Origin of the sequence: uncultured Rhodospira sp., assembly GCF_937138205.1 — a bacterium.
In the GTDB taxonomy this organism is placed as follows: Bacteria; Pseudomonadota; Alphaproteobacteria; order Rhodospirillales; family Rhodospirillaceae; genus Rhodospira.
This window is the reverse complement of sequence record NZ_CAKZOT010000048.1, coordinates 18,097-38,002: the sequence shown is the minus strand read 5'-3', so window position 1 is coordinate 38,002 and position 19,906 is coordinate 18,097. Positions and strand designations below refer to the sequence as shown.

Annotated in this window: 16 protein-coding genes; 8 read left to right on the top strand and 8 right to left on the bottom strand. The window is 68.8% G+C overall.

Annotation, left to right across the window (positions count from 1 at the left end):
- Positions 1-85: 85 nt before the first annotated feature.
- The 8 genes from Q0309_RS06370 to Q0309_RS06335 form a co-directional block, all read right to left on the bottom strand.
- Entirely contained in the window at positions 86-1,087 is a 1,002-nt protein-coding gene (locus Q0309_RS06370; RefSeq protein WP_299438644.1) for an Rpn family recombination-promoting nuclease/putative transposase, read from the bottom strand.
- A 31-nt stretch (positions 1,088-1,118) separates the two neighbouring features.
- Positions 1,119-1,397, bottom strand: a complete 279-nt coding sequence (locus Q0309_RS06365; protein WP_299438642.1) for a hypothetical protein — start codon at positions 1,395-1,397, stop codon at positions 1,119-1,121.
- 15 nt (positions 1,398-1,412) lie between these two features.
- On the bottom strand, positions 1,413-1,946 hold the full coding sequence (locus Q0309_RS06360; protein WP_299438640.1) for a TspO/MBR family protein: 534 nt from the start codon (positions 1,944-1,946) through the stop codon (positions 1,413-1,415).
- Positions 1,943-3,157, bottom strand: coding sequence for a geranylgeranyl diphosphate reductase (locus tag Q0309_RS06355; RefSeq protein ID WP_299438638.1), 1,215 nt, complete (start codon positions 3,155-3,157; stop codon positions 1,943-1,945). The genes Q0309_RS06360 and Q0309_RS06355 overlap by 4 nt, the downstream gene beginning before the upstream one ends.
- 32 nt (positions 3,158-3,189) lie before the next feature.
- Positions 3,190-4,611 (bottom strand): BCD family MFS transporter, encoded by a 1,422-nt coding sequence (locus tag Q0309_RS06350; protein WP_299438636.1) that lies wholly within the window; start codon positions 4,609-4,611, stop codon positions 3,190-3,192.
- Positions 4,608-5,498, bottom strand: a complete 891-nt coding sequence (gene chlG, locus Q0309_RS06345) for a chlorophyll synthase ChlG (protein WP_299438634.1) — start codon at positions 5,496-5,498, stop codon at positions 4,608-4,610. The genes Q0309_RS06350 and chlG overlap by 4 nt, the downstream gene beginning before the upstream one ends.
- A gap of 71 nt (positions 5,499-5,569) precedes the next feature.
- Positions 5,570-6,997: a transcriptional regulator PpsR gene (gene ppsR / locus Q0309_RS06340; RefSeq protein WP_299438632.1), complete on the bottom strand. Its 1,428-nt coding sequence runs from the start codon at positions 6,995-6,997 to the stop codon at positions 5,570-5,572.
- A 42-nt stretch (positions 6,998-7,039) separates the two neighbouring features.
- Entirely contained in the window at positions 7,040-7,816 is a 777-nt protein-coding gene (locus Q0309_RS06335) for a B12-binding domain-containing protein (RefSeq protein ID WP_299438630.1), read from the bottom strand.
- Between the two features lie 818 nt (positions 7,817-8,634).
- Between Q0309_RS06335 and bchF the strand changes: the two genes are divergently transcribed.
- The 8 genes from bchF (at position 8,635) to puhA (ending at position 19,899) form a co-directional block, all read left to right on the top strand.
- A complete protein-coding gene (bchF, locus tag Q0309_RS06330; protein WP_299438628.1) occupies positions 8,635-9,243 on the top strand; it encodes a 2-vinyl bacteriochlorophyllide hydratase in 609 nt (202 codons plus the stop codon).
- Positions 9,244-9,350: 107 nt separating this feature from the next.
- Entirely contained in the window at positions 9,351-10,589 is a 1,239-nt protein-coding gene (locus Q0309_RS06325; protein ID WP_299438626.1) for a ferredoxin:protochlorophyllide reductase (ATP-dependent) subunit N, read from the top strand.
- Between the two features lie 5 nt (positions 10,590-10,594).
- Positions 10,595-12,244 (top strand): ferredoxin:protochlorophyllide reductase (ATP-dependent) subunit B, encoded by a 1,650-nt coding sequence (gene bchB, locus Q0309_RS06320; RefSeq protein WP_299438624.1) that lies wholly within the window; start codon positions 10,595-10,597, stop codon positions 12,242-12,244.
- Positions 12,219-15,998: a magnesium chelatase subunit H gene (locus tag Q0309_RS06315; RefSeq protein ID WP_299438622.1), complete on the top strand. Its 3,780-nt coding sequence runs from the start codon at positions 12,219-12,221 to the stop codon at positions 15,996-15,998. The genes bchB and Q0309_RS06315 overlap by 26 nt, the downstream gene beginning before the upstream one ends.
- A gap of 104 nt (positions 15,999-16,102) precedes the next feature.
- Complete coding sequence (gene bchL / locus Q0309_RS06310) at positions 16,103-16,933, top strand: ferredoxin:protochlorophyllide reductase (ATP-dependent) iron-sulfur ATP-binding protein (protein WP_299438620.1); 831 nt, start codon at positions 16,103-16,105, stop codon at positions 16,931-16,933.
- Positions 16,933-17,634 (top strand): magnesium protoporphyrin IX methyltransferase, encoded by a 702-nt coding sequence (gene bchM / locus Q0309_RS06305; RefSeq protein ID WP_299438618.1) that lies wholly within the window; start codon positions 16,933-16,935, stop codon positions 17,632-17,634. The genes bchL and bchM overlap by 1 nt, the downstream gene beginning before the upstream one ends.
- Positions 17,631-19,061 (top strand): BCD family MFS transporter, encoded by a 1,431-nt coding sequence (locus Q0309_RS06300; protein ID WP_299438615.1) that lies wholly within the window; start codon positions 17,631-17,633, stop codon positions 19,059-19,061. Before bchM ends, Q0309_RS06300 begins: the two co-directional genes overlap by 4 nt.
- Before the next feature lie 25 nt (positions 19,062-19,086).
- Complete coding sequence (puhA, locus tag Q0309_RS06295; RefSeq protein WP_299438613.1) at positions 19,087-19,899, top strand: photosynthetic reaction center subunit H; 813 nt, start codon at positions 19,087-19,089, stop codon at positions 19,897-19,899.
- The last annotated feature ends 7 nt before the right edge of the window (positions 19,900-19,906 follow it).

Here is a 19,906-nt window from a genome sequence, read left to right as displayed (position 1 = left end):
CTTGGCCATGCCTTCGTTGAAGATTTCCTCGGCCACGGTGCCCATGACAGCCTCCTTGCGTTCCGGTTTCGGGCGACCATTGTCTTCAGTGAATTGGCCCGCGAAACACCTCGTCGAGGCTGGTGGCATCCAGCACCGTGTCCGCCCAGCGTTCCAGGGCCTCTGGTGTCGCCGCGATGACGTGCTGCCGTGTCGCGGTCGGGACCGACCCGAACTTGCGCTCCAGAAGATGAAGGAGAAGAGCCGCCTGTCCTTCGGCCTTGCCCTTGGCGATGCCCTTGGCGATGCCCTCGGCGATGCCCTTGGCCATGCCCTTGGCCATCCCTTCGTTGAAGATTTCCTCGGCCACAGTGCCCATGACAGCCTCCCAGCGTTCCGGTTTCGCGCGGCGCAGCGCGTCCACCACTGTATCACGACGGGTGTCGTGCACGGTCAGGATATAGGTCATGAGGCGGATTTCGAGAGGGTGCCCATCGGGAACCCCGCTCAGGATCGCCTCCAGCACATCGGCCGTCACACCCGCCTGAAACGCATATTTGAGCGCCGTCAGGCCGGCCTGTAACACCCGGTCCCGCGACAACTCGGGCAGCGCCATGGGGCCGAGATCGACCAGCGTGTAGCGCAGGGACCTGGCCTGGTCCAGGGCACCGGCGTCGTCCGTGGCGATGCAGTCCAGGGGCGACAGCGGTGCGGTCCATGGCGCCGCCCCATGGTAGACGACCAGGGGAAAGATCGGCGGCAGGGCGCGCAGGCGTTCGGCCTTGCCCTCGGCATGGGCCTCCCAGATGCGCACCATGTAGCCGAGCAGTTGCAACGGCGTCGCCGGATCGGGCGTGCTCTTGTGCTCCAGCAGCACGTACAGGAACGCCGGCCGTCCGTCCTTCAGCCGCAGCCGGAACAGGCGGTCGCTGCGGGTCGAGCGCAGGGTGTCGTCGATGAACGTGCCGTCCACGGGCTCCGGAAGGCTGGCCGCCAGACCGTCAACGACCTCGGGTGGCAGGCGCTCGCGGATCAGGGTCGCGGCCCGCTCCGGGTCATCGAGCAGGGCGCGAAACAGGCTATCGTGCGGAGTCTGCGACAGGGCCATGGGCCGATCCCGTCCGGGCCGAGCGTCGCCGCTATCGCCGCCAGCGCACCCACATGTCGGTCAGGTGGACCCCCAGTGACACCAGCAGCCACGCGCCCACCCACATCCAGTCGGCGCCGCGCAGGGCCGCGCCCAGGGCCATCACCAGCGCCGCGCCGGGGATCAGGGCCAGCACCATCCGCCAGGGCCAGCCGGGCCGGCCGACGCGGCGGTGCAGCCAGATCAGCCCGACGCCTTCCAGCACGATGACGGCCACAACCAAGTCGGCCACGTGCCCCGAGTCATGCAGCCAGCGCAGCCAGTCCATCACCGGCGGGCACTCCGCTCAGCCCGCCGCCACGCCGGGGAACGGCGCGTTCAGCCACCACACGGCGGCATTCAGCAGGGCGGCGAAGCTGACCCAGGCGATGTGGGGCATCAGCCACCAGGCGGCCGCTCGGTCACAGCGGGCACTCTCGATGATCAGCGCCAGCACAGAAATCCACAGGACGAGCACCTCCGCCAACGCCCAGTCCGGCCGCTGCAGCGTGAAGAACAGGTAGCTCCACAGGATATTCGCACCCGCGCTGAACGCATAGGCGAGGCTCAGGGCCCCGCGCGCGCCGTTGGACGGGGCGCGCTGCCATGCCAACACCGCCGAGACGGCGGTACACAGGTAGATGAGGCTCCACCCGGCCGGGAACGCCCAGTCCGGCGGCTTGAAGTCGGGCTGTTCGAGCCCGTAGTACCAGTCGCTGAGAATCGTGACCTGGTTGCCCACGCCGCCGACGACGCCGATCCAGATCAGGATGGCAAGGATCGGGATCCAGATCGGACCCCCGCGCTTTTCGTTGGCCGCCGAGGCCGTTGCGTCTGTCATGGTTTCACCAATCCCAGCAGATGGGCCATATCCTTGAAGAAGATCCGCACGTGCGCCAGCGGGCTGGTGCGCACCAGGGCCTTGTTCATGTAGGCCTCCCAGGTCAGTCGCTGCACGTCGGGGTCCTCGCAGATGGACACGAATCTCTCGCGTCGCTTGTCATTGGTATACCAGAAGTCCTGCAATAGGCCGAGAATCCAGAACACGCGCCCGTGTTCTTTCATGAATCGCTTGCGCGCGTCGGCGAGGTGCGAGGACTGGCCCGTGCGCAGCATGGCGTCCACCGCCTCGCCGGCCAGCCGGCCGCCGACCATGGCGTAGTAGATGCCCTCGCCGGAGGACGGCGCGACCACGCCGGCGGCGTCGCCGGCCAGGACCACATCCCTGCCGTTGTCCCACACCTTGAGCGGCTTCAGCGGGATGGGCGCGCCCTCGCGGCGCAGCGTCTCCATCTTGTCCAGGCCGGTGCGCCGGCGCAGCTCGGTGGTGGCGGCCCTCAGGTCGAAGTCCTTCTTTTCCGTCCCCATGCCGATGCTGATGGTCTCGCCGTGCGGGAACACCCAGCCGTAGAAATCGGGCGAGATGGAGCCATCATACCAGACGTCGCAGCGCTCGGGGTCGTAGCCGGGAACGGTGCCCGGCTCGGGGGCGCGGATGATCTCGTGATAGGCCAGCACCATGGGACGCGTGGCGCCGCCGGGCACCTGTGTCTGGGCGAGCATCGAGCGGGCGCCGTCGGCGCCGATGACGGCGCGCGCGCGCACGCGTTTGGTGGTCGGTTCGCCCTCGCCGTTCTGCTGGCGATAGACGATCACCGCCGTCCCGTCGTTGTCGCGCTCGAAAGCCTCGGCGGTGCCGGCGCGCCAGTCCGCCCCCGCCTCGCCGGCGCGGGCGCGCAGCCAGGGGTCGAAGTCCTTGCGGTCGACCATGCCGACATAGCCGCTGAGGATCGGCATGTCGACGATGCGGCCGGACGGCGAGATCACCCGCGCGCCCTTGACCTTGCTGACCAGGCTGGTCTCGGGAATGTCGAAATCCTTCATGGCGCGGGGCGGGATGGCGCCGCCGCACGGCTTGATGCGCCGTTCGCGGTCCAGCATCACCACGGTGCGTCCCTTGCGGGCCAGATCCGTCGCCGCCGTGGCGCCGGCCGGGCCGCCGCCAACGACGACCACGTCGACGGTCTCGATGGCGTCCCCGTTTCCGCTCATGGTCGTGTCGTCCTTCGTGGTTGTTGGAAAGCTTATTGGGCGGGCAGGCTCTGGTCGGCCGTCGCCCCGCCCGGCTCGCGCAGGCGGGACAGGGCGGCGGCGCCGCCGACGCGCGCCGCCAGCAGGGCGGAGGCGGCGAACAGCACACCCTCGGCGGCGAACACCACGCCGTAAGCGTGCGCCGGATCGTCGAACACCTGACGGGTGGCGTCCACCGCGACGGTGCCCAGGAACCCGCCCAGGGCGAAGGCGATGGCCTGGGCCGCGCCCCACACGCCCATGCGGATGCCCTCGCGGTCGGCGGCGCCGGCGCTGGCCAGGCCCATCATGGTGCTGATGGCGGCCACGGCGAAGGCGCCGTTGGCCAGCCCCATCAGGAACACGGTGGCGCGCAGCGGCCAGACCTCGGCGTACTGACCGGACACGGCGATGGCCAACAGGCACAGCCCGGAGGCGACGCAGCCGCCCATGGTCCACAGTTTCAGGACCGCCGGCCGGCCGCCGCCGAAGCCGCTGGCCAGGATGCCCACCAGCAACATGCCGGCGAGCGCGCCGCTGTGCTGCACGCTGGTCAGTTGGGTCGACGCGCCCACGGTGTAGGCGAACACGGCCCCGGCGAACGGTTCCAGGATCAGGTCCTGGATGTTGTAGGACAGCATGGCCACGAAGATGAAGATGGCCAGCCGGCGTGCCTCGTCCTCGCGCCAGACCTCGGCCAGGGACTCCAGGAAGCCCGGCTTGGGCGGCGGGGCGGGCGCCGCCTCGGTCTCGACCTCTGGCGCGGCTTTGGCTTTGGGCGCCCGGCGTCCCTCGATGCCCCACATGGCGGCGGCGGAGACCAGAAAGGCCACCACACAGACGCCGGTGGTGACCATCACCAGCCGTTCGGGCGAGTACCCGCTCGCGGTTGCCGCAGTGACGTCGGCGATGTCCAGATAGGCCCCGGCCACGGCGGCGGAGATGATGAAGCCGACGAACATCATCAGCCAGACGATGGTCGCCGCCGCCGCGCGGCGGGCGGGCGCCACCCGCTTGGCCAGCAGGGCCAGAAGGTTGGTGCCGGCGGCGCCGACGCCGATGCCGATCACGGTATAGGAGACGACGGCGCCGATCAGGCCCCCGGTCAGGTCGGTGCCCATCCAGGCGGTGGACAGGCCGGCGCCGATGCCGCCCAGCGCCAACAGGGCCATGCCGCCGACGATCCAGGGGGTGCGCCGGCCGCCCACGTCGGAGCCGTGGCCCCAGCGCGGCCGCAGGAACTGCAGGGCCTCGCGCAGGGTGACCAGGGCGCCGGGGATCATGGCCGCCAGCGCCAACTCGACCACCATGACCCGGTTCAGGGTCGAGGTCGTCAGAACGATGATCGCGCCCAGCGACGCCTGCACCAGGGCCAGGCGGGCGATGAACACCCATCCCTGGAAGGTGCCTCCCTGGACAGATCCGGCGCCGCTCATGAGAGGCCCGCGATGGCCGGATCAAAGCGCAAGGCAAAGGCGCTGATCATCATGCCGGAGACGTAGAAGGGCACGCCGATGCCGCTGTACCACAGGGCGTTCTTCACCGGGTTGCGCAGGAACCGGATCATCAGCAGGCCCTGCACGGCCAGCAGCCCGAACACGAACAGCGCGTGCCACGGGTGCCCCCACAGCAGCAGCAGGTTGATGACCACCGCCTGCGGGATGGCCATGATCCAGCACGACACACGGGCGGCGCGGTCGGCGCCGAGCTGGACGGGCAGGGTGCGCACGCCCAGCTTGGTGTCGCCCTCGATGGCCTTGAAGTCGTTCAGCGTCATGATGCCGTGCGCGCCGGCGCCGTACAGCAGGGCCAGCGCGATGATGCCCCAGTGCGGCAGGCCGCCCACCATGATGGCGGCGCCGGTGAACCAGGGCAGGCTCTCGTAGCACAGGCCGACGGCGCCATTGCCCCACCAGCCGTTCAGCTTCAGGCGCACCGGCGGCATGGAATAGGCCCAGGCCAGGGCCAGCCCGACCACGGCGGCCCAGAACACCCACTCGCCCAACAGCCAGGCCCAACCCATCGACAGCAGGGTCATGGCGATGGCGATGATCAGGCCCCAGGCGCCGGGGATGCGCCCGGACGGGATCGGCCGATCCGGTTCGTTGATGGCGTCGACGTGGCGGTCGTACCAGTCATTGACCACCTGACTGGTGGCGCAGACCAGCGGTCCGGCCAGGATGATCCCGCCCACGATGAACAAGACGTTGGGCAGGATCGGCTGGCCCGACGACACGACGCCGCAGGTGAAGGCCCACATGGGGGCGAACCAGGTGATGGGGTGCAGCACTTCAAGCAGGGCTGCGGGCTGAATGCGTTGCATGGGCGGGGACACTAGGCCGGGGTCCGGGTTGCGTCAATTGGAAGGGATGGGGCCATGCGCTTGCGGGACTGTCAGGCCGAGTCGGCCGCCGACGACAGGTCCCCCAGATTATAGCGCCGCAGCTTGACATACAGGCTTTGGCGGCTCAGGCCCAGCATTTCGGCGGCCGAGGCGCGATTGTCGCCGGTCAGTTCCAGGGCCGCCTGGATGCACAGCTTTTCGATCATGTCGTTGGTCTCGCGGATGATCTCCTTGAGCGACACGCGGCCGACGAGTTCCGTCAGTTGCTCGACCGAGCGCGGCACGGTGACCGCGTTGAGGCTGGTGGCGTCCGCCCCGTCGCGATCCGTCACGGCCCGCATGACGAAGCCCAGGCACGGGCGGTCGGCGTGCGGCACGGCGACCGCCGAGATCTCGACGGTGGTGCTGGCGCCGATGTCGCCGTGGATGGCGGTGGTGAACTGGCGCACGGTTTCCAGTTCCCGCAGGTTGGAGATCAGCGGCGTGACGTCCACGCCCGGGCGGCCGATGAACCGGCCCAGCGGGCGTCCGCGCACCTGGGCCTCGGTGGCCACCTGCACGAAATCAAGGAAGGCCGTGTTGGCCGACAGAATAATGCCGTCCATGTCGGTGACGACGATGCCGTCCGGGGCGTTGTCCACCACGTCCAGCAGGCGGGCGCGGGCGTGCGTGATCAGGGTGCCGTCGGTGTCGGAGACTCTGGGCGAAAGGCGCACCAGGAACTGGACGTTGCGTTCGATGCGGAACAGGGCGGCGGAGACCACCACCTCGCGCCGGGCCGGTCCCAGGCGGGCGGTGACGTCCTCGCCGCGCCCGATGGCGCGCACGCTGGCCAGCAGGGTTTCAATGGAGTCGGCGTCCTCGGTTTCGATGCCGTGCGGGAAGACGCGGCCCACCAGCGCCTTGCCGCCGTCGCCGAACAGCGCCTGGGCGGCGGTGTTGGCCTCGACGATCTTGCGCGAGGCCGAGTCGACGAACAGCACCGCCTCGGACGACAGCTTGAACAACAGGCGGTAGCGTGTTTCCAGGTGATGCAGCCGGTTGTAGTCCCGCTCCATGGTCTGCTGGGCCAGCAGCAACCGTTGCTGCATTCCGGCCACGGAGCGCAGGTCGCGGCCCACGGCCAATACCCGGTCTCCGCCGCCAAGACGGGTGGCGGCGAACAGCACGGGCACGTCGGCGCCGTCGGGGATGGGATAGCTGACCTGGCGCCAACCGGTGGGAACGTCGGCCAGGGCGTCGCGCACCAGGGTCTCGACCTTGGGCTGGCTGTCCTCGGTGACCGTGTCCGTCCAGGCGCGCCCCATCCAGGCGCCGGGCGGCCCGAGACCCAGGTCGCCCTTGCCGATGGCCACGTCGCGCACCACGCCCGCCGAGTCCAGGATCAGCGCGACATCGGCCGATGCCAGGATGATCCGGGCCGCCTGTACGGCGTCGAGGTCTCCGACGGAGGTTCTTGGTGCGCTGAACTGCTGCACAACTCCCCTCGCCTCAGCGAGACCCCGCCGGGCCCCGCTTGCTTAGTGTCGCCCCAAGGCGCGGTCGAGCAAGCGTTCGGCCTGATGCACCGCCGCCGGCGCCGTGTCGGCCACGGCATCCGCGCCCTTGGTGGCGACTCCGGATGGATTGCCGCCAAACACGGGTCCCGCCATCAGCACCTTCACGTCTGGATTGATGGATGAGCGGCGCACGGCGTCGATGCCGTCCGCCAGCCCCGACATGCGGCAACCACCCCCGACCCACAGTCCCACCATGGGATAGGACTCGGCGCGCACCATGCCGACCAGGCTTTCGAACGACTCGATCAGCAGGGCATCCGTGACGTCCCAGCCGGCGCGGTGAAACACCGCCGACAGCATGGAGACGCCGAACGTGTGCCGCTCCGCCGGCACGGCCGCCAGCAGAATGCGGCGGTCGAGCCCGCACAGGGGCGCGTCGTCGCCGCAGATCCGTTCCAGGTCATGCAGGACCCACTGCAGGCGCCCAAGGCCCAGCGTCAGGTCGGCGAAATCGATGGCATCGCCGGCGCAATAGCTTTCAAGAAGGGACGCGGACGGTTGCAGCAAACCGGCGCAGACGTCCTCCAGCGAGGCGCCGTTGGCGCACCAGGTGTCCACGATGGACAGGGCGCGTTCCATGTCGTTATTCAGAATGAACTGGCCAAAGGTCTCGACATCCGACGTGGTCGGTCCGGGCTCCACGAGCCGGGGGCCGCCCCGACCGTTCGGGGCCGCGATGGTCCGACGATGGGCCATCACCAGGCGCGGTATGACGTCTTCCTCGATGACGCTCGCCAAGGCTTTCTCCTCCCGAGCCCTGGACGGCTGCCGCGACTGCCACGGCCCGAACCGCTCCCCTTTAGGCTCCTCGTTCGGTCGCGGACTCCATCCGCGGTGTGTGTCCGGTGCCGTGCCGGCTGCGTCCGAGCCTGTCGCCGTGGCGCCCCGCGCACACCTGGACACCCGCTGAGGATCGATGTCGGTTGCTCCTGACCCCCTTGATCCCCATCGGCCCGCGACGTGGTGCGTGCTCCTTGACAAGTTCGCGGACAAGTCCGCGCCTGCGATCTCCAGCGACGGCCGAAGGTCCAGACCGTATACGTCCCGGCGCCCAGAACTCGCCATGACGTGCCCCCTCCCATTGATGGTTTGCGATCCACGGTCACGGCGTCTGATTGAAAGACTCACCCATGCCTTGGCGCGAGCGTGTTTCGCTCCTGGCACGGTGTGCAACACCCAACCGTCAGGCCGATCCGGTTCGGATCGAGCCTTCGCACTTCATCAAGAAAAGGGACGGAACGCAACCGGATCACGTTCCAGAAACCACGCTACCTCATCGCAGCGAGCGGTCTTTGTCAATAGCAATTGACGTCTTGTTTGGTTGACACGTCCGGCCCGTCCTCATAGAGTCACCGAGGATGGCTGGACGGCAAGGACGGGGATGGCCGCTCCCGGTTGGGAGAAAACGGGCGCGGCCGCGCAGGGTCTTTCGTCATGGACCCACCCCCCAATAAGGAAGTGAAGACAGCTCGCGTCACGCGTCGCGCCACCGTCGGCGGCGGTCAGACGATTGACCGCGCGCCTGTCGGGAGATCTCACGGAGGGTTGGCACAACCATGCTGAAGTTCAACATCGACCGCATGATCGCGACCGTGGACCGGTGCCCCTGGTCGGCCCATGCCGGCCTGACGGTGCCGAACACGGCCAGCCTGCCGACTCCGCCGGAACAGGGTGCGACCCGCCCTCTGTATACGCCCGAGGAACGCCGCCGCCGTGACGAGTCCCCGTGGACCCTGGTGCAGGGCGTGCTGGCGCCGCTGCAGTTCGCCGTGTTCCTGGTCAGCCTTTATCTGGTGGTCGACTACCTGCTGACCGGCAATGGATATGCCATTGCCACCGCCTCCATCGTCATCAAGACCATCGTGCTGTATGTGATCATGATCACCGGCGCGATCTGGGAGAAAGAGGTGTTCGGCCGCTACCTGTTCGCGCCGGCGTTCTATTGGGAAGACGTCTTCAGTATGCTCGTGCTGGCGCTGCATACGGCCTATCTCGTCGCCCTGTTCCTCGACCTGCTGGGCAGTCAGGCGCTGATGATCCTCGCCCTGGCCGCCTATGCGACGTACGTCATCAATGCCGGTCAGTTCGTGCTGAAGCTGCGCGCCGCGCGGCTTCAGGCCGCCGCCGAGGCGCGGCGGGACGCGAACGTGGCGGGCACGATGTAATGCGCTCCTCGGCCGCCCTCGTCTCACCCCCGCCTTGTCCGGCGCCGGACTCCGGTGCCACCGGCGCGCCCGCTGACGGTCGTGCCGCCGGTTCGGTGGCGCCCACGGTGGAAGCCACCGTCGAGCGGGGGCCGCGCGAGGTGTTCTGCGGCCTGACCGGCATCATCTGGCTGCACCGCAAGATCCAGGACGCCTTTTTCCTCATCGTTGGCTCGCGCACCTGCGCGCACCTGATGCAGTCGGCCGCCGGCGTCATGATCTTCGCCGAGCCCCGCTTCGCCACCGCCATCCTGGAAGAGCGCGATCTGGCCGGGCTGGCCGACGCCAACGACGAGCTGGACCGCGAGGTGGCCCGCCTGCTGGAGCGCCGCCCCGATATCAAACTTCTGTTCCTGGTCGGCTCCTGCCCGTCGGAGGTCATCAAGCTGGACCTGTCGCGGGCCGCCCAGCGGTTGTCCGCCGCCTACGCCGGGCGTACCCGGGTGCTGAGCTATTCGGGCAGCGGCCTGGACACCACCTTTACCGAGGGCGAGGACGCCGCCCTGGCCGCGCTGGTGCCGGAGATGCCGGCGGCGGCGCCCGACGCGGCGTCGAGTCTGCTGGTGGTGGGCACCCTGGCCGACGTGGTGGAGGATCAGTTCGCCCGCCTGTTCGCCGCCCTGGGGATCGACTCCGTCCAGTTCCTGCCGTCCCGCAGCGCCGAGGCGCTGCCGTCCGTCGGTCCCAACACCCGCGTTCTGCTGGCCCAGCCCTTCCTGGCCGAAACCGCCCGCCTGCTGGAAAAACGCGGCGCCCGCCGCCTGCCGGCGCCGTTCCCGCTGGGCGCCGAGGGAACCACGCTGTGGTTGACCGCCGCCGCCGAGGCTTTTGGCATCGACGCCGACACGGTCGAGCGCGTCACCGCCCCGGGTCGTGAGCGCGCCCGCGCCGCGCTGGAGAGCCACCGCAGTGTGCTGGCCGGTCGGCGCGTCTTCTTCTTCCCCGACTCGCAGCTGGAACCGGCCCTGGCCCGGGTGCTGTCGCGCGAGATGGGCATGGTGCCGGTCGAGGTGGCCACACCGTATCTGCACCGCGGCCTGATGGAGCCGGACCTGGCGTTGCTGCCCGAGGGCACGCGCCTGGTGGAGGGCCAGCACGTCTATGAGCAACTGGACCGCTGTCGTGCCGCCCGTCCGGATCTGACGGTGTGCGGCCTGGGACTGGCCAACCCGCTGGAGGCGGAGGGACTGACGACCAAGTGGTCGATTGAACTGGTGTTCACCCCAATCCAGGGGTATGAGCAGGCAGGGGATCTGGCGGAACTGTTCGCCCGGCCCCTTCTGCGCGACGGTTTGTTGAAGGTCTGAACCCCATGCGGCTGACCGTGTGGACATACGAGGGACCACCGCATGTCGGGGCGATGCGCGTCGCCACCGCCATGGAAGGGGTACACTATGTCCTGCACGCGCCCCAGGGCGACACCTACGCCGACCTGCTGTTCACCATGATCGAGCGCCGGCCATCACGCCCGGCGGTCAGCTACACCACCTTCCAGGCGCGCGACCTGGGCCGGGATACCGCCGACCTGTTGTGCGAGACGGCCCGCGACGCGTGCGCGCGGTTCAAGCCGGATGCCCTGCTGGTCGGCTCGTCGTGCACCGCCGAGTTGTTGCAGGACGACCCGGGCGGTCTGGCCAAGGCGCTGGGGCTGCCGGTGCCGGTGGTGCCGCTCGATTTGCCGTCGTACCAGCGCAAGGAAACCTGGGGCGCGGCCGAGACCTTCTATCGCCTGGCGCGCGCGCTGGCCGGACCGAAGGCGCCGCCGCCGGGCACCAAACGGCCGCCCCGCGCTGACGGCGTTCCGCCGTCGTGCAACCTGCTGGGGCCGACCGCCCTGGGCTTCCGCCACCGCGACGATGCCAAGGAAATCGCCGGCCTGCTGGCCGATATGGGCGTGCGGGTCAATGTCACCGCGCCGCTGGGGGCGACCGCCTCCGACGTGGCGCGTCTGGGCGAGGCCGACTTCAACGTCGTGCTCTATCCCGAGATCGGCGAGACCACCGCCCGCTGGCTGGAGACCGCGTTCGGCCAGCCGCGCACCACCACGGTGCCGATCGGCGTGGGGGCGACGCGAGATTTCGTGCGCGAGGTGGCCACGCTGGCCGGGCTGGTTCCCGAACCGACGCTGGCCGCGCTGGCGCCGCGCCTGCCGTGGTTCTCGCGCTCGGTCGACAGCACCTACCTGACCGGCAAGCGCGTGTTCGTGTTCGGCGACGCCACCCATGCCATCGCCGCCGCCCGCGTGGCGGCCGACGAGATGGGCTTCGAGGTGGTCGGACTGGGCACCTACACGCGCGAGTTCGCCCGCGATGTGCGGGCCGCCGCCAAGGGATACGGCATCGAGGCGCTGATCACCGACGACTATCTGGAGGTGGAAGAGGCGATCGCCGAGGCCCGGCCCGACCTGGTGCTGGGCACGCAGATGGAACGCCACATCGCCAAGCGCCTGGGCCTGCCCTGCGCCGTGATTTCCGCGCCCGTGCATGTGCAGGACTTCCCGGCCCGCCATGCCCCGCAGATGGGGGTCGAGGGCGCCAACGTCCTGTTTGACACCTGGGTTCATCCGCTCATGATGGGCCTGGAAGAGCACCTTCTGGGCATGTTCCGTGAGGATTTCGAGTTCCACGCCGACGCTGGGCCGTCTCATCTCGCCGGCGCCGCTGGCGGGCGCCCGGCGGCGCGCGATCCGTCCGTCCGTCCCGGCACTGAACCGGTTCCGTCCTCCGTCCAACCGTCCCCGTCCCCCGAGGACGCGGCGGCCCGCCATCCGGCCGCCGCGCCCGACTCCCCCGCGCCCCAAGGTTCGGTCTGGACCGCCGAGGCCGAGCGCGAGCTGAACAAGATCCCCTTCTTCGTTCGGGGCAAGGCCCGCCGCAACACGGAGCGGTACGCCACCGAGCGGCACCTTCACACGATCACCATCGAGACTCTGTACGATGCCAAAGCCTACTTCAGTCGGTGAGGACACGCCCATCCGGGTCGTGATCGTGACGCTGGACGGCCATCTGTCCGGGGCCACGGAACGTGCGGCGCGGACCTTGCGCAAGGACCTGCCGGGCCTGCATCTCTCGCTGCACGCGGCATCGGAGTGGGGCGACGACACCGACGCGCTGGGGCGCTGCCTGCATGACATCGAGCATGGCGACATCATCATCGTCACCATGCTGTTCATGGAGGATCACATCCAGGCGGTGCTGCCGGCGCTGCAGGCGCGCCGCGAATCGTGCGACGCCATGGTGGGCGCCATGTGCGCCGGCGAGGTGGTCAAGCTGACCAAGCTGGGGCCGTTCCGCATGGACGCCAAGCAGGGCGGCGTGGCGGCCCTGCTGAAGAAGCTGCGCGGCAGCCTGAAGAAGAAGGACGACAAGGGCTTCGACTCCGGCGCCGGTCAGATGGCCATGCTGCGCCGTATCCCGCAGATCCTGCGCTTCATCCCGGGCAAGGCGCAGGACATGCGCGCCTACTTCCTCACCCTGCAATACTGGCTGGCGGGGTCGGAGGAGAACGTCGCCAACCTGGTCCGCTTCATGGTGGACCGCTACGCCGACGGCCCGCGCCGCGTGCTGCGCGGCCAGATCAAGCCCGAGGCGCCGGCCGAGTATCCCGAGACCGGGCTGTATCACCCGCGGATGCCCGGGCGCCTCGGCACCGACTTGGCGCGCCTGCCCAAGCCGGACGGCCCCGTCAAGGGCACGGTTGGCGTTCTGGTCATGCGCTCGTACATCCTGGCCGGCAACACCGCGCACTATGACGCGGTGATCGGCGCGCTGGAGGCGCGTGGCCTGCGGGTGATCGCGGCCTTCTCCAGCGGCCTGGACTCGCGCCCGGCGATCGAGACCTTCTATCTCGACGGCGAAAAGCCGGTGATCGACGCCCTGCTGTCGCTGACCGGGTTCTCGCTGGTGGGCGGGCCGGCCTACAACGACGCCCGCGCCGCCGAGGACCTGCTGTCGCGCCTCGACCTGCCGTACATGACGGCCATGGCGGTGGAGTTCCAGTCGCTCGACCAGTGGCGCGGGTCGGACCGGGGGCTGCTGCCGGTCGAGTCGACCATGATGATCGCCATCCCCGAACTGGACGGCGCCACCGCGCCGCTGCTGTTCGGCGGGCGCACCGACGAGGCCGAGGGCGAGACCGCGCGCGATATGTTCCCCGAGCCGGAACGGGTCGAGGCCCTGGCCGCGCGCGTCGACCGCATGATCCGCCTGCGTCGCACGCCGCGCGCCCAGCGGCGGGTGGCCATCGTGCTGTTCAACTTCCCGCCCAACTCCGGCGCCGTCGGCACGGCGGCCTATCTGTCGGTGTTCGAATCCCTGTTCAACACGCTGAAGGCCATGGCCGAGGCCGGCTATCAGGTCGAGGTGCCGGACAGCGTCGACGACCTGCGCGACCGCCTGCTTGTGGGCAACGCCGCCCAACACGGCGCCCAGGCCAACGTGCTGACCCGCATTTCGGTGGACGACCACGTCAAGGGCCAACGCTGGCTGAGCGAGATCGAGGCGCAGTGGGGGCCGGCGCCGGGCCGCCAGCAGAGCGACGGCCAGTCGATCCAGGTGCTTGGTGTCCAGTTGGGGAACGTGGTGGTGGCGGTGCAGCCGGCGTTCGGCTACGAGGGCGACCCCATGCGGTTGCTGTTCGAGAAGGGCTTCACGCCGACCCACGCTTTCGCCGCTTTCTACCGGTGGATTTCCAGCCTGTTCGACGCCCATGCTGTGGTGCACTTCGGGATGCACGGCGCGCTGGAGTTCATGCCCGGCAAGCAGACCGGCCTGTCCGGCGGGTGCTGGCCGGAGCGCCTCATCGCCGACCTGCCCAACGTGTATCTGTACGCCGCCAACAACCCGTCGGAAGGCGCCATCGCCAAGCGGCGCTCGGCGGCCACCCTGGTCAGCTACATGACGCCGCCGGTGTCGCAGTCGGGCCTGTACAAGGGGCTGTCCGAGTTGAAGGGCTCGGTCGAGCGTTGGCGCGCGCTGCCGCCCGACGATGCCGCCGAGCGGGCGCGCCTGATCCCGCTGATCCAGACCCAGGCGGTGGAACTGGATCTGGCTGAGGCCGAGCCGGCGTGGCAGGACATCCCCGACGCCGCCGAGATCGATGCCCGCCTGGACCGCCTGCGCGTGGCCCTGCAGGAGCTGGAGGAAACCATGATCCCGCACGGCCTGCACGTGGTCGGGCGGGGGCCGACGGCCGAGGAGCGCGTCGACCTGCTGCTGGCGCTGGCCGAGGCGACGCGCGAGGTCGAGTTGCCGCGCTCGGTGGTCGAGCGGCTGGTCGAGACCGGCGATCCCAAGGAGGCGTTGAGCCGGGCGCGCTACGCGGCCGGCCTGGTCGACGACGAGGCGGCGGCCAAGGTGGGGCTCGACCTGGCGCTGTTCGAGGAGTTGGCGCGCATCGACGGCCTGCTGACCACCGACAGCGAGATTCCGGCGCTGCTGCACGCGCTCGACGGCGGGTTCATCCGCCCGGCGCCGGGCGGCGACCTGCTGCGCACGCCGGCGGTCCTGCCCACCGGGCGCAACCTGCACGGCTTCGATCCCTTCCGCCTGCCGTCGACCTTCGCCGTCAAGGACGGCGCGTTGCAGGCCAAGCTGGTGCTCGACCGGCACATGGCCGAGGGCAACGCGATGCCCGAGACCATCGCCATCGTGTTGTGGGGCACCGACAACCTGAAGACCGAGGGCGGGCCGATCGGCCAGGCCCTGGCGCTGATGGGCGCGCGGCCGCGCTTCGATGGCTACGGCCGGCTGGCCGGGGCCGAGTTGATCCCGCTGGAGGAGTTGGGCCGACCGCGCGTGGATGTGGTGATGACCCTGTCGGGCATCTTCCGCGACCTGCTGCCCTTGCAGACACGGCTGCTGGCCGAGGCGGCCTTCCTGGCGGCGTCGGCCGAGGGCGAGCCGGAGGAGATGAACTACATCCGCAAGCACGCGGTGGCCTATATGGCGGCACACGGCTGCGACCTGGAAACGGCGGCCTTGCGGGTGTTCTCCAACGCCGACGGCGCTTACGGCTCCAACGTCAACATGCTGGTGGACTCGGGCGGCTGGACCGAGGAGGACGAGCTGGCCGAGACCTACACCCGGCGCAAGTGCTTCGCCTACGGCCGCGCCGGCAACCCGACGCAACGGGCCGAGCAGTTGGGCGAGATCCTGTCGGGCGTCGATCTGGCCTACCAGAACCTGGAGTCCATGGAACTGGGTGTGACCACCGTGGACCACTACTTCGACACCCTGGGCGGCATCAGCCGCGCGGTGTCGCGGGCCCGGGGCGACGGCTCGTCGGTGCCGGTCTACATCGGTGACCAGACCATGGGCGAGGGCAAGGTGCGCACCCTGGCCGAGCAGGTGGCGCTGGAGACTCGCACCCGGATGCTGAACCCGAAATGGTACGAAAGTATGCTGGAGCACGGCTATGAGGGCGTGCGCCAGATCGAGGCGGCCATCACCAACACGCTCGGGTGGTCGGCCACCACCGGGCAGGTGGCCCCGTGGGTGTATGATCAGTTGACAGAGACGTTCATGCTGGACGAGGAGATGCGCAAGCGCCTCGCCGAGCTGAACCCCATGGCCTCGGCGCGGGTGGCCAACCGCCTGCTGGAGGCGCACGAACGCAATTACTGGTCTCCGGACGACTCCGTGCTCGAAACCCTGCGTAACGCGGGCGAGGAGCTGGAGGATCGCCTGGAAGGTGTGTCGGAAGGCGTCGCGGCCTGAGCGATGCCCGTTGTCTGATGGAGTAGACGTCGGTGTTGGATACGTTGAACACACGGCCGGACAAATCTGGGGGCCTTGACGGAGAAGGCAGCACCCAGGTTCACATGGACCCGTCCCTGCACATCGAGGGGGCGAAGGTCTTCGCTGTCTATGGCAAGGGCGGCATCGGTAAGAGCACGACGTCGTCGAACCTTTCGGTGGCCTTCTCCAAGCTGGGCAAGCGGGTGTTGCAGATCGGTTGCGATCCGAAGCACGACTCGACCTTCACGCTGACCAAGAGTCTGATCCCCACCGTCATCGACGTGCTGGAGGAGGTGAACTTCCACACCGAGGAGCTGCGGCCCGAGGACTTCGTTTTCGAGGGCACCAACGGCGTGCTGTGCGTCGAGGCCGGCGGCCCGCCCGCCGGCACCGGCTGCGGCGGCTATGTGGTGGGGCAGACGGTCAAGCTGCTCAAGGAACACCATCTGCTCGACGATACCGACGTGGTGGTTTTCGACGTGCTCGGCGACGTGGTGTGCGGTGGGTTCGCCGCGCCGCTGCAACATGCCGAGCGGGCGGTGATCGTCACCGCCAACGACTTCGACTCCATCTTCGCCATGAACCGGATCATTGCCGCCATCCGGGCAAAGACGAAGAACTACGCCGTTCGGGTGGGCGGCTGCATCGCCAACCGCAGCCGCGATACCGAGCAGATCGACAAGTTCAACGCCCGCACCGGCATGAAGACGCTGGCGCATGTGCCGGAACTGGACGACCTGCGGCGCAGCCGGCTGAAGAAGTGCACCCTGTTCGAGATGGAGGCCTCGCCCGAGGTGGAGCGGGTGCAGCAGGAATACCTTCAATTGGCGGCGACTCTGTATGCCGGGGTCGACGCGCTGGATGCGCAGTCCCTGAAGGACCGCGAGTTGTTTGATCTGTTGGGGTACGACTGATGCCGGGCGCGACATACGAACAACGCCGCGGCGAGGTCGAGACCTACTTCGACCGCACCGCCGCCGCCGCCTGGGAGCGGTTGACGTCCGACGCGCCGGTCGGGCGCATCCGGGCGACGGTGCGCGCCGGCCGCGACACCATGCGGGCGACCCTGCTCGGCTGGCTGCCGGCCGACCTGAGCGGGCACACGGTGCTGGACGCCGGCTGCGGCCCCGGCGCCGCCTCGCTGGAACTGGCCCGGCGCGGCGCCCGGGTGATCGCCATCGACCTGTCGCCGACCCTGGTGGATCTGGCACGGGAACGGCTGCCGGCCGACCTGGGGCCGGGCAGCGTGGAGTTCTACGTTGGTGATATGCTTGACCCGCCGATAGGCATGGTCGATCATGTTGTGGCCATGGACTCGTTCATTCATTATCGTCGCGCCGATATCGTCGGGGCGCTGTCGACTTTGGCGGCGCGCACGCGGGAGTCCGTGGTGTTCACCTACGCGCCGCGCACGGCCCTTCTGTCCACCATGCACGTCGTCGGGCGTCTGTTCCCGCGCGGCGACCGCGCGCCGGCGATCGAGCCGGTGGCGCCGCGCGTTCTGCACCGCCACGTGAAGGCGGAGCCCGGCCTGTCCGGCTGGCGCGCCGGCCGCACCGAGCGGGTGACGAACGGGTTCTATATCTCGCAGGCTCAGGAGTTGGTTCGGTCATGAGCAAGCGAGTCTCCCCCGCCATTCGACTGTTGATGCGGACCGGCACCCGGTTCCTGCCGTTCGCCGACGCGGCGACACCCGAACTGCCGCTCGGGCGGCTGCTGCGGCTGTCGCTGTTCCAGGTGAGTGTGGGCATGGCGACCGTGCTGCTCATGGGCACGCTGAACCGGGTGATGATCGTCGAGCTGACCATGCCGGCCTCGCTGGTGGCCGTGATGGTGGCGTTGCCGGTTCTGTTCGCGCCATTCCGCGCGCTGATCGGCCACAAGTCGGACACCCACCGTTCGTTCCTGGGCTGGCGGCGCGTGCCGTACATCTGGCTCGGCTCGCTGTTGCAGTTCGGCGGCCTGTCGGTGATGCCGCTGGCGCTGATGGTGCTGGGCCGCGACATCGAGGAAGGCGCCGTGTTCCTGTGCGCCGTCACCTTCTTCATGACCGGCGCCGGCCTGCACACGACGCAGACGGCCGGCCTGGCGCTGGCCAACGACCTGGCGCCGGAAGAGTCGCGACCGCGCGTGGTGGCGTTGCTGTACGTCACGCTGCTGTTGGGCATGGTCGCGGCGGCTGGTGTTTACAGTCTGGTCTTGCAGGACTTCAGCAACGTGCTGCTGATCCGCGTGTTGCAGGCCTCGGCGGTGTTGACCGTCGTCATCAACGTGATTGCGCTGTGGAAACAGGAAGTCCGCAACAAGGCGCTGACCGATCCGTCCCGTGAACGCCCCTCGTTCCGCGAGTCCTGGCAGGCGTTCGCTGGCGGTGGGCGGTATACCCGCCTGCTGGTGGTGGTCGGGTTCGGCACCCTGGGCTTCACCATGCAGGACATCCTGCTGGAACCCTACGGCGCCCAGATCCTGGGGCTCTCGGTCTCTGCGACCACGCTGCTGAGTGCCCTGTGGGCGGGGGGAACCCTGGCCGGGTTCGCCCTGGCCGCGCGCTGGCTGTCGCGCGGCACAGGTCCGTACAGGCTGGCGGCCATCGGTGTGATCATCGGTGTGTTCGCCTTTGCCTGCGTCATCTTCGCCGCGCCGTTGGAGTCGGCCACCGTATTCCGGGTGGGTGCGTTCTTCATCGGCATGGGGGGAGGTCTGTTCGTCGTCGGGACCCTGACGGCCGCCATGGATTCGGCTGACTCTGAGCATGGCGGTTTGGCTCTGGGTGCGTGGGGCGCCGTTCAGGCCACGGCAACCGGTGTCGCTGTCGCCCTGGGCGGGGCGATCCGGGATGGTGTGTCCGCGTTGGCCGAGCAGGGCGTGCTCGGCGAGTTCCTGCAGGCGCAGGGCCTCAGCGTCGGATACGAATTCGTGTATTACATTGAGATCGGGCTGCTGATCGTCACGTTGGTGATCCTTGGCCCGCTCGTTCGCTCGACACGGGATGTCGAGGCACGTCCGGGCCGGCGGCTCGGGTTGTCCGATATCCCCGGATAGGGCTCTTGCTCGTGGAGGATCCGCTATGGAATTGCCGATTGGTGCTTTGACTGCCTATATGGACGTCGCACAGGTCGCCCTGTGGACGTTCTGGCTGTTCTTCTTCGGCCTTGTCTTCTATCTGCGCCGTGAGGATCGTCGTGAGGGCTACCCGCTCGAATACGACACCAACGGCCGCATCGAGAAGACCGGCTGGTTCTGGATTCCGAAGCCGAAGACGTTCAACCTGTATCATGGCGGCACGGTCATGAAGCCGGACTACAAGCGCGACACGCGCCCGGTGAAGGCCCGCCGCGCCCACCCGTGGAGTGGCTCGCCGTTCGTCCCGACCGGCGCCAACCCGCTGGCTGATTGCGTCGGTCCGTCGGCGTACTCGCAGCGTGAGGACAAGCCCGAGCTGTCCATGGAGAACACCCCGAAGATCGTGCCGATGCGCACGCAGAAGGAGTTCTTCATGGAAAAGAACAGCCCGGATCCGCGCGGCCTGAAGGTCATGGGCAACGACGGCAAGTTCGCCGGCACGGTGTCCGACATCTGGGTCGACGTTCCGGAAATCATGGTCCGTTACCTCGAGGTCGAACTGTCCGGCGGTGCCAAGCCGGCGCCGAAGGCTTCGGCCGAGGGTGCGCCCGCCGCGCCCCCGAAGGCGAAGACCGTGCTGCTGCCGATCAACTTCGCCGACATCTGGCGCCGTGAGGGCTATGTGAAGGTGGATGCGTTGCGTGCCGATCAGATCGCCCAGGTTCCGGCGACGGCCAAGCCCAACCAGGTGACCAAGCTGGAAGAAGACAAGATCTGCGCGTTCTATGGCGGCGGGTTCTTCTTCGCCCAGTCGTAAGCACCGG

What these genes read in the sequence shown, in the direction of transcription:
- Q0309_RS06370 (WP_299438644.1), bottom strand. Translation starts at nt 1,087, where the DNA reads ATGGCCCTGTCGCAGACTCCGCACGATAGCCTGTTTCGCGCCCTGCTC.
- Q0309_RS06360 (WP_299438640.1), bottom strand. Translation starts at nt 1,946, where the DNA reads ATGACAGACGCAACGGCCTCGGCGGCCAACGAAAAGCGCGGGGGTCCG.
- Q0309_RS06355 (WP_299438638.1), bottom strand. Translation starts at nt 3,157, where the DNA reads ATGAGCGGAAACGGGGACGCCATCGAGACCGTCGACGTGGTCGTCGTT.
- Q0309_RS06350 (WP_299438636.1), bottom strand. Translation starts at nt 4,611, where the DNA reads ATGAGCGGCGCCGGATCTGTCCAGGGAGGCACCTTCCAGGGATGGGTG.
- chlG (WP_299438634.1), bottom strand. Translation starts at nt 5,498, where the DNA reads ATGCAACGCATTCAGCCCGCAGCCCTGCTTGAAGTGCTGCACCCCATC.
- bchF (WP_299438628.1), top strand. Translation starts at nt 8,635, where the DNA reads ATGCTGAAGTTCAACATCGACCGCATGATCGCGACCGTGGACCGGTGC.
- bchB (WP_299438624.1), top strand. Translation starts at nt 10,595, where the DNA reads ATGCGGCTGACCGTGTGGACATACGAGGGACCACCGCATGTCGGGGCG.
- Q0309_RS06315 (WP_299438622.1), top strand. Translation starts at nt 12,219, where the DNA reads ATGCCAAAGCCTACTTCAGTCGGTGAGGACACGCCCATCCGGGTCGTG.
- bchL (WP_299438620.1), top strand. Translation starts at nt 16,103, where the DNA reads ATGGACCCGTCCCTGCACATCGAGGGGGCGAAGGTCTTCGCTGTCTAT.
- bchM (WP_299438618.1), top strand. Translation starts at nt 16,933, where the DNA reads ATGCCGGGCGCGACATACGAACAACGCCGCGGCGAGGTCGAGACCTAC.
- Q0309_RS06300 (WP_299438615.1), top strand. Translation starts at nt 17,631, where the DNA reads ATGAGCAAGCGAGTCTCCCCCGCCATTCGACTGTTGATGCGGACCGGC.
- puhA (WP_299438613.1), top strand. Translation starts at nt 19,087, where the DNA reads ATGGAATTGCCGATTGGTGCTTTGACTGCCTATATGGACGTCGCACAG.